The following is a 6,615-nucleotide window of genomic DNA, read 5'->3' as shown; positions in this document are numbered from 1 at the left end:
CCTGGTTCAGAGCGGAAGCGGTAGCAGCTCCACTCTGCCGGGAGGTTCTCGTCACATCACAGCACCCAGATCAAACAACGTCCCTGGGTACTACAGCTAGCCGAGCGCGGCGTCGAGCGTCACGAATCCGTAGCCCGCGGCGCGCAGCTGCGCGATGACCGCGGGGAGGGCGGCCGCGTCCAGGGTCGAGCCGTCGTCCGGGTTCGACCCGAGGTGCATGAGCACGATCTCGCCCGGCTGCGCCGCGGCCAGGACCCGCTGCACGACGAAGTCCGGCCCGCGGGTCCCGCCCACGGTGCCCTCCCAGCCGAGCGTGTCCACAGTCCAGCGGATCGCGGCATACCCGGCGGCGTTGACGTCCGCGATGGTCCGGGCGTTCCGGTCGCCGTAGGGGAACCGGAAGAACGGCCGGGGATCGGCGCCCGCGCCGAGGATCGCGGACTGCGCGCCGCCCACCTCCGCGGCGATCTGGGCGTCCGTGAGCGCGGTGAAGTACGGGTGCGTCATGGAGTGGTTCCCCACGGTGTGCCCGCCGCCGACGATCGCGGCCACGTCGGAGCGGAACAGGTTCGCCCACGCGCCCGTGAGGAAGAACGTGGCAGGGACGCCGTTGGCCGCGAGGGTGTTGAGGATGGAGCGGACCGCGGCGTTGTTGGCGCCCGCGTCGAAGGTCAGGGCGACGACCCTGTGGGTGGTCGGGATGCGCTCGAGGTCCGCACCCATCAGCGCGGACGGGAGGCCCGCATAGACCACCTGGCTCGTGGAGCTGGCAGAGTTCCACAGGATGGCGCCGTGCTGGAAGTCGCTGCGCCGGCCGCCGGTGATGCTGTACTCGCCGGTGAGCGGATAGCCGAGCCGGCCGTGCTCCCAGCCGAGCGACGCCCAGTGGGCCCGGATCCCGCCGATCACCTCATGCGCGCCCGTGGCCGGGCTCCAGTAGACCGAGGAGCCGTTCGTGCCGCTGAAGTGGTTGTAGCGGCCCACGCCGTCCGGGGCCGCGATCTCGTCCGTCACCGGGAAGCCCAGGATGCTCGCGGTGCCGCCCAGCCCGACGTACCGGGTCCGGATGGCCCCGTGGACCTCGTGCGCCCCCGTCGCGGGGCTCCAGTACACCGAGCCGCCCGTGAAGTCGCTGTAGCGGCCGGTCGGCGCCTGGGTGGGGCTCTCGTCCCGGAGCGGGAAGCCGAGGAAGCCGGCCGGGCCGCCGCGGGCGAGGTACTCGGCGCGGATCCCGCCGTGGACCTCGTGCGCCCCCGTGGCCGGGCTCCAGTACACCGAGCCGCCGGTGAAGTCGTTGTAGCGCCCGGCCGCCCCGGGCGTGGTGGTCTCGTCGGTGCGCGGGAAGCCGAGGAAGCCGCCGGGCCCGCCCCGCCCGATGTACTCGGTGCGGATCCCGCCGTGGACCTCCCAGGCGCCGGTGGCCGCGCTCCAGTAGATGCTCCCGCCCTGGTAGTCCCGCGCGGCGCCGCCAGCCAGTGGGTACTCCGGGCCCAGCGGCGTGCCGAGGAAGGAGGCGGCGCCGCCGAGCTGCTCGTAGTGCGTGTCGATCCCGTTGAGGGCGGGGACGAGGACCGGCAGCGGGCCGCCCCCGGCCGTCCAGCCGGTGAGGACCAGCAGCGCGATCAGCGCTAGGACGGCTGGGAAGCGGCGCATCGTGACCCCTTGGGCCTGCCCAGGAGGATCCCGGGCTGTGGTGCCCATGATCCTCCTGGGAGGCCTGCTGCCGCGTGAGGCTTTGGTCCCCGGTCAGAACCCCCAGATGCCGTTCGGAGTGCCGAGCCCGGTCGGGCCGTCCCAGCCCGGACCGGCGGTGCACCACAGGGCGGGGGTGCAGGTGCCGTTGGAGCCGGACTCCACGTCGAACAGCGCCTCCGAGTGCACGTACGGGATGCTGTTCGCGTACGTGTCCTTGGCCTTCGAGCCCGTGTGGCCGGCGAGGGCGTAGACAGAGGCGATGATCGGGGACGCCTCACTCGTGCCGCCGAACTGGCCCCACGTGGAGCTCGTCGCCGAGGTCGGGTAGTAGACCGCGAGGCCGCCGTGGGCCGGGTCGGAGGCCGCGGCGACGTCGTTCATCGCACGGTTGTCGCACCCGGTGCCGTACTCGTCGGCCGCGCCCAGCGGGTCGTTGAAGGCCGAGCAGCCGGAGCCGGTGCCTGCCCAGGCGCTCTCGGACCAGCCCCGCTTGGTCCCGGGCGCCGGGCTCAGGCTCGTGCCGCCCACCGCGGTGACGTAGGAGGACGTCGCGGGGTAGGACCCGCCCTGGTAGCCGGAGTCGCCGGCGCTGGCGGTCACGGCGATGCCGGGCACGTTGTAGTACTTCCCGTAGGCGTCGTCGGAGGCGTCGGCGCCGCCGTAGCTGTTGGAGATCGCCACGACGCCGCGCATCTTGGCCGCAGTCTGGACAGCGGTGCCCACGCTCGTGAGCTCGGTGGTGCTGGCCTGCAGGACCACGATCCTGCAGTCCGGGCAGGCGGCAGAGACTGCGTCGACATCGAGGGCCTGCTCCTGGGCCCAGCCGAGGTCGAACTTGGGCAGGGCCTTGCCGCCGTTCTCGTTGACGATCTTCAGGCATCCGCTCGCCGTGGTGCACGCGGGCAGGCCGAAGTGCTTCCGGTAGGCCGCGAGGTCCCGCTCGAGGTTCGGGTAGCCGAACACGTCCACGATCGCGACCGTCCTGCCGCCCGAGGCGGTGCCCTTGAGGTTGTAGGCCGCGCGCAGCTGGGCGGGCGTGAGCGCTCCGGCGGGCGGGGCGGCCGCGCCGCCCGCGGCCCGGCCGACGGCGTCGATCGCCTGGCGGGCGGCGCAGGCCACCTGCCCGGGTCCCGGGGGCGGGCAGATCTGGATGGACGGGTCGGCGGCGCCCCGCACCACCAGGGGGGCGGCGTGGGCCGCGACAGGCGGCGCAGCGCTGGCTGCGGGGGCCCCGGCGGTGAGCGCTGCCACCACGAGCAGTCCAGCCCCGGCGGCGGACAGTAGCTTGCTGATCATGGGGGCTCCTCCTGGCGTCTGGACGCAGCAGGCCGACCTTGTGCCTGCAGCATCTGCCCTTGTCGCTGGCGACGGCCAGCCCTTGCTTAGAGGGTAGGTGCCCTTGGCCCCGGGCAGTAGGGCAACTGGGCAGTAGCTGGAAGAAACCTCGCCGTGGCAGGCACCGGGGAGCGGCACCGGGCGTACGGTAGTTAGTGGACGTCAACTAACTCGCACCCGCCTCGCAAGAGCAGAGTTGGGAGTCCGCATGGGCCTGAACACCGTCAGCACGTACCGGGCACGCCGCGCGGCCCACGCCGAGCGCGATCTCGCGAGCCCGCACTACAAGTGGATCGTCCTGTCGAATACGACGCTGGGCGTCCTCATGGCCACCATCAACTCCTCGATCCTGCTGATCGCGCTCCCGGACATCTTCCGCGGGATCGGCATCAATCCGCTCGAGCCCTCCAACACGAGCCTGCTGCTGTGGCTCATCATGGGCTACCTCGTGGTCACCGCGGTGCTCGTGGTCAGCTTCGGCCGCCTCGGGGACATGTACGGGCGGGTGAAGATGTACAACGCCGGGTTCGCGATCTTCACCGCCTTCTCGATCCTGCTCTCGGCCACGTGGCTGACGGGCACGGCCGGGGCGGCGTGGCTCATAGCGATGCGCATCCTGCAGGGCGTGGGCGGGGCCCTGCTCATGGCCAACTCGAGCGCGATCATCACGGACGCGTTCCCGGTCGACCAGCGCGGGCTGGGTCTGGGCCTGAACCAGGTGGCGGGCATCGCCGGCTCGTTCCTCGGTCTGATCCTCGGCGGGGTCCTCGCCCCCATCGAGTGGCATCTCGTGTTCCTCGTCTCGGTGCCCGTGGGCCTGTTCGGGACGGTCTGGGCGTCCCTGCGCCTGCACGAGCAGGGCACCCGCCCGCGCTCGCGCATGGACTGGTGGGGCAACCTGACCTTCGCCGTGGGCCTGGTCGCGGTGCTCGTGGGCATCACCTACGGCATCCAGCCCTACGGCGGGGCCACCATGGGCTGGGCCAACCCGTGGGTCCTCGCAGCCCTGCTCGGCGGCATGGGCGTGCTCGTGGTGTTCTGCGTGATCGAGCTGCGCACCCCGGACCCGATGTTCCGGCTGGACCTGTTCCGCATCCGGGCGTTCTCCGCCGGGAACCTCGCGAGCCTGCTCTCCGGGCTGGGGCGCGGCGGGCTCATGTTCATCCTCATCATCTGGCTGCAGGGGATCTGGCTCCCCCGGCACGGCTACAGCTTCGAGTCCACCCCTCTGTGGGCGGGCATCTACATGCTCCCCCTCACAGTGGGCTTCCTCGTGGCCGGCCCCACCTCCGGCTGGCTCTCGGACCGCTTCGGCGCCCGCTTCCTTGCCACCGGGGGCATGGTGGTCGCGGCCGCGAGCTTCCTGTGGCTGCTGGCCCTGCCGGTGGACTTCGACTACTGGGTCTTCGCCCTGGCCCTGCTGGCCAACGGCGTGGGCATGGGCCTGTTCGCCGCCCCGAACCGGGCAGGCATCATGAACAGCCTCCCGCCGGGCCAACGCGGGGTGGGCGGCGGGATGAGCACCACGTTCCAGAACTCCTCGATGGTGCTCTCGATCGGGATCTTCTTCTCCCTCATGATCACGGGCCTGGCCAGCTCCCTCCCGCAGACCCTCGCCGCGGGCCTCACGGCGCAGGGCGTGCCGGCCGCCGCCGCCAGCCGCGTCGCCTCCCTCCCGCCCGTGGGGGTGCTGTTCGCCTCGCTGCTGGGCTACAACCCGGTCCAGACGCTCCTCGGCCCGCAGGTGCTCGGGGCGCTGCCGGCGCAGAACGTCCAGTACCTCACCGGGCGGGCGTTCTTCCCCTCGCTCATCTCCGGCCCGTTCGCCGCCGGCCTCGCCGTGGCGTTCGGGTTCGCGGTGGCGGCGTGCCTCATCGCCGCGGTCGCCTCGGCCCTGCGCGGGGAGCGCTACGTGGACCCCGGCACCTCCTCCGGCGCGGGCTCGGGTGCCGCGGCCGGAGCGGGCGGCGGCGACCGGGCCGAGGAGGGCCGGCGGTGAGCGCGGACGACGCCGGCGCGGCGGCCCTCGCGGCCGGGCTGCGGACCGCGGTCAACCGCCTCGCGTTCTACCTGCGGGCCGACGCCGGCGCGCGCGGCCTCACCCCGTCCCGGCTCGCCGCCCTCGCGGCCCTGGACCGGTGCGGGCCGCAGCGCCCCGCCGACCTCGCGGCGAACCTGGGGATCACGCCGCCCAGCATGTCCCGGCTCACCGAGGTGCTGGAGGCGGGCGGCTGGGTGCGGCGACGGGCGCACGACGGCGACCGGCGCGCCGTCGTCCTCGATCTCACCGACGCGGGACGCGCCACCCTCAACGACGTGCGGCGGGAGGGGACGAGCCGGCTCGCCGCGGACATCGCCCGGCTCTCCCCCGCCGAGCGCGCCGCGCTCGAGGCGGCGCTGCCCGTGCTGACCGGGCTCGCCGACCGCAACCTCTCCCCCGCGAGGGCACCGGTCCAGTAGGCTGCGCAGCACCATGAAGCCGCTCTCCGAGAAGACCTTCTTCAGCTACGCTACCGTCGCCCCGATGAGCCGGACCGCCTACGAGGCCGCCCGGGACTTCATGGCGGACTTCTACCAGTACGGGCCGCCCGAGGTGCTCTACCGCTACGACCGCCTGGCCGAGGAGATGGCCGAGGAGGCCGCGCGGCTCCTGAACTGTGCGCCGGAGGAGGTCACCTACCTCAAGAACACGACCGAGGGCATCGTCATCGCCAGCGAGGTGCTGCCCCTCGACCCGGGCGACGAGGTGCTGGTCCTCGGCAACGAGTACCCGGCCAACCTCCTGCCGTGGCTGCGCAAGCGCCACGACGGGGTGACGGTCACGGTCGTCACGGGCCGCGACAACGAGGCCGCCTTCCACCGCCTGCTCGGGGCCATCGGCCCCAAGACCCAGGCCATCAGCATGTCCTCGGCCCAGCGCTACGACGGGTTCATGCCGGACCTGGCCCTCCTCTCGCGCGTGTGCCGCGAGCGTGGCATCTTCCTCGTGATCGACGCCGTCCAGCACATCGGCGTGCGCTCGATCGACCTGGCCGAGACGCCCGTGGACCTCCTCGTGTGCGGCGGCCAGAAGTACCTGCGCGCCGGCATGGGCATCGGCTTCATGTACGTGCGGCGCGGGCTGATGCCGTCCCTGCGCCACAGCCGCGTGGGCATCCGCAGCATGGAGCGCTTTGACGAGGAGTCCTACGTCCTCAAGGACACGGCCGCGCGCTTCCAGGACGGCACCCAGAACGTCGCCGGGCTCGCGGCGCTGCACGCGTCGCTGCGCGAGCTCAACGCCCTGGGCATGGACGCGGTCCAGGAGAAGAACCTCGCCCTGCTGGCGGGGATCAAGGCCGTCCTGCGGGAGCACGGGATCGACTTCATCGACCACGGCACGCGCCAGAGCAACATCGTCTCCCTGCGCGCCGCCGATCCGGCCGCCCTGACCGCGTACCTCCAGGAGCGCAACGTCTACATCAAGGTCATCGAGGACGTGGCGCGGATGTCCTTCATCCACGAGTCCACGCTCGAGGAGGCCGAGGTCCTCGCCCGGCACACCCGCGACTTCCTGGACCGCGCCCGGAGCTGACCGAGACCCGG

The 6,615-nt window shown here is 72.5% G+C and carries 5 protein-coding genes; 3 read left to right on the top strand and 2 right to left on the bottom strand.

Features of this window, described 5'->3' with window-relative positions; genetic code table 11:
* Positions 1 to 96: 96 nt before the first annotated feature.
* Together J2W20_RS11870 and J2W20_RS11865 are read right to left on the bottom strand one after the other, a co-directional pair.
* On the bottom strand, positions 97 to 1,653 hold the full coding sequence (locus J2W20_RS11870; RefSeq protein WP_307006828.1) for a polysaccharide deacetylase family protein: 1,557 nt from the start codon (positions 1,651 to 1,653) through the stop codon (positions 97 to 99).
* A gap of 93 nt (positions 1,654 to 1,746) precedes the next feature.
* Positions 1,747 to 2,991, bottom strand: a complete 1,245-nt coding sequence (locus tag J2W20_RS11865; RefSeq protein WP_307006827.1) for a S53 family peptidase — start codon at positions 2,989 to 2,991, stop codon at positions 1,747 to 1,749.
* A gap of 247 nt (positions 2,992 to 3,238) precedes the next feature.
* On the opposite strand from J2W20_RS11865, the gene J2W20_RS11860 reads away from it, so the two are divergent.
* The 3 genes from J2W20_RS11860 to J2W20_RS11850 are packed head-to-tail and all read left to right on the top strand — an operon-like array spanning position 3,239 to position 6,604.
* Positions 3,239 to 5,029, top strand: coding sequence for an MFS transporter (locus tag J2W20_RS11860; protein ID WP_307006826.1), 1,791 nt, complete (start codon positions 3,239 to 3,241; stop codon positions 5,027 to 5,029).
* Entirely contained in the window at positions 5,026 to 5,490 is a 465-nt protein-coding gene (locus tag J2W20_RS11855; protein ID WP_307006825.1) for a MarR family winged helix-turn-helix transcriptional regulator, read from the top strand. The genes J2W20_RS11860 and J2W20_RS11855 overlap by 4 nt, the downstream gene beginning before the upstream one ends.
* Before the next feature lie 13 nt (positions 5,491 to 5,503).
* A complete protein-coding gene (locus J2W20_RS11850; RefSeq protein ID WP_307006824.1) occupies positions 5,504 to 6,604 on the top strand; it encodes an aminotransferase class V-fold PLP-dependent enzyme in 1,101 nt (366 codons plus the stop codon).
* Positions 6,605 to 6,615 lie beyond the last annotated feature (11 nt).

It is taken from the genome of Sinomonas atrocyanea (assembly GCF_030812675.1).
Classification (GTDB): domain Bacteria; phylum Actinomycetota; class Actinomycetes; order Actinomycetales; family Micrococcaceae; genus Sinomonas; species Sinomonas atrocyanea_B.
This window is presented reverse-complemented; position numbering and strand designations above follow the sequence as displayed.